3 protein-coding genes are annotated in these 2,402 nt (G+C 73.1%); all 3 read left to right on the forward strand.

Annotated features, from left to right (window positions below; translation table 11 throughout):
• Positions 1–285: hypothetical protein (locus ACYVE7_RS32645; protein WP_460370258.1), on the forward strand; the 285-nt coding region annotated here is incomplete at its 5' end.
• 82 nt (positions 286–367) lie between these two features.
• The gene (locus tag ACYVE7_RS32650; protein ID WP_460370260.1) at positions 368–1,504 is read left to right on the forward strand and encodes a CaiB/BaiF CoA transferase family protein; all 1,137 of its coding nucleotides are present in this window, start codon (positions 368–370) and stop codon (positions 1,502–1,504) included.
• A gap of 26 nt (positions 1,505–1,530) precedes the next feature.
• Positions 1,531–2,402 (forward strand): CoA transferase (locus ACYVE7_RS32655; protein WP_460370262.1); only part of this gene is annotated, 872 nt, incomplete at its 3' end.

The raw sequence follows: 2,402 nt of genomic DNA on the forward strand, positions 1-2,402 counted from the left end.
CCGGCCCGGCTCGTCTGCGTGACGGTGCCGGTCGCCGGCGGCGCCCCCGTGCACCAGGGCTGGCTCATCGGGGAGGCGGGACGCGTCGCGGCCCGCGACTGCGCCGACGGGGTGACCGGCCTGTGGTGGCGTGCCGAGAACAAGCGCTGGTACTACCTGGCGGCGGCGGCGCACGGCGTGGAGCTGAAGGTCGCCAAGGCGAAGCGGAAGGACGGTCTGCACCTGGTGAAGGGCTCGAAGGGGAAGCGGCCGCCCGTCAGGACGCCGAAGCTCTCGGTCGGCTGACCCAGTCAGTCAGCACTTACTGAAAGGTGGCAGACTGTCCCCGCAGCCGTTTGCGAGCTTTGCCGTCTGAAAGGGGTGGGTCATGGGTCCGCTGTCCGGAGTCCGGGTGATCGAGCTGGCGGGAATCGGCCCAGGGCCGTTCGCCGCGATGCTGCTGGCCGATCTCGGCGCCGAGGTGATCAGGATCGACCGGCCGGGCCGCGGCGGCGTCGGCCCGTCCGCCAACAAGGACATGACCAACCGCAGCAAGCGGTCCGTGGCCGTCGACCTGAAGAGCGACGCGGGCCGCGAGGTCGTGCTCCGCCTGGTCGAGCAGGCCGACGTGCTGATCGAGGGGTTCCGGCCCGGCGTCACCGAGCGGCTCGGCCTCGGCCCGCAGGACTGCCTCAAGCGCAACCAGCGCCTGGTCTACGGCCGGATGACGGGCTGGGGCCAGGAGGGCCCGCTCAGCCACACCGCGGGCCACGACATCGGCTACATCGCCGTCACCGGGGTGCTGCACGCCATCGGCCGCAAGGGCGGCCCGCCGCAGGTCCCGCTGAACCTGGTCGGCGACTTCGCGGGCGGCAGCATGTACCTGGTCGTCGGGGTGCTGGCGGCGCTGCTGGAGGCCAAGACCAGCGGCCACGGCCAGGTCGTGGACGCCGCGATCGTGGACGGCACCGCCCATCTGTCGACCTTCATCCACGCCTTCCTCGCCTCGGGCACCTGGCAGGACGAGCGGGGCGTCAACATGCTCGACACCGGCGCGCCGTTCTACGACGTGTACGAGACCGCGGACGGCGGGCACATGGCCGTCGGGGCGATCGAGGCGCAGTTCTACGCCGAGTTCCTGCGGCTGCTGGAGGTCGATCCGGTGGAGGCGGTCCAGTTCGACTTCGCGAACTGGGAGGACATCCGCGCGCTGTTCGCGTCCCGGTTCAAGACCAGGACCCGTGACGAGTGGGCCGAGATCTTCCTGCCGACTGACGCGTGCGTGGCCCCCGTGCTGAGCCTCACCGAGGCCGCCGCCCACCCCTACAACACCGCCCGCGGCGTGTTCGTGCCCGGTGTGGACGGCACCCCGCAGCCCGCCCCCGCCCCCCGCTTCTCCCGCACCCTCGGCGCGATCACCGGTCCGCCTTCGACGGCGGGCGCCCACTCCCGCGAGGTGCTGACCGAGCTCGGCTTCCCGGACGTCGAGGAGCTCATCGCCGCCGGCGCGGTCGCGGAGCGCTGACGCGTCCGGTGGCCATGCTGCGCGGGTTGCGGGTTCTGGAGATCTCCTCGTTCGTGGCGGCTCCGCTCGGCGGGATGACCCTGGCCCAGCTCGGGGCCGAGGTGATCCGGGTGGATCCGCTCGGCGGCGCCGCCGACGTGGGGCGCTGGCCGCTGCACGACAACGGCGCGTCCCTCTACTGGGCGGGCCTGAACAAGGGCAAACGCTCGATCACGGTCGATCTGCGGTCCGCGGCGGGCCGGGCGCTGGTGGCCCGGCTCGCCGCCCAGGCCGGGGTGGTGCTCACCAACGCCGCCTGGCCGTCCTACGACGACCTGATCGGGCACCGGCCCGGACTGATCCACGTCGCGATCGAGGGGCATCCTGGCGGGCGTCCCGCGGTCGACTACACCGTCAACGCCGGGACGGGGTTCCCGCTGGTCACGGGCGCGGGGGAGGAGCCGGTCAACCATGTGCTGCCCGCCTGGGACGTCGCGTGCGGGCTGTACGCGGCGATCGCGATCCTCGCCGCCGATCATCACCGGCTCCGCACCGGCCAGGGCCGCTCGATCCGGATCGCGCTGTCGGACGTCGCGCTGGCCACGGCCGGGAACCTCGGTTTCCTGGCCGAGGCCGAACTGACCGGGACGGACCGGCCGAAGGTCGGCAACGGGCTGTACGGCGGGTTCGCCCGCGACTTCCGCTGCGCCGACGGCCGGATCATGATCGTCACCCTGACCCGCCGCCACCTGGACGATCTGATGCGCGCGGCGGGCGCCGCGGACCGGCTCACAGAGCTGGAACGCCTGCCCGGCGCCGACTTCGCCGCGGGCGGCGACCGCTACCGGCACCGCGAGGCGCTGGCCGCGCTCGTCGAACCGTGGTTCGCCGCCCGCACCCTGGCCGCCGTCGAGGACGC

Source organism: Actinocorallia lasiicapitis, assembly GCF_054778695.1.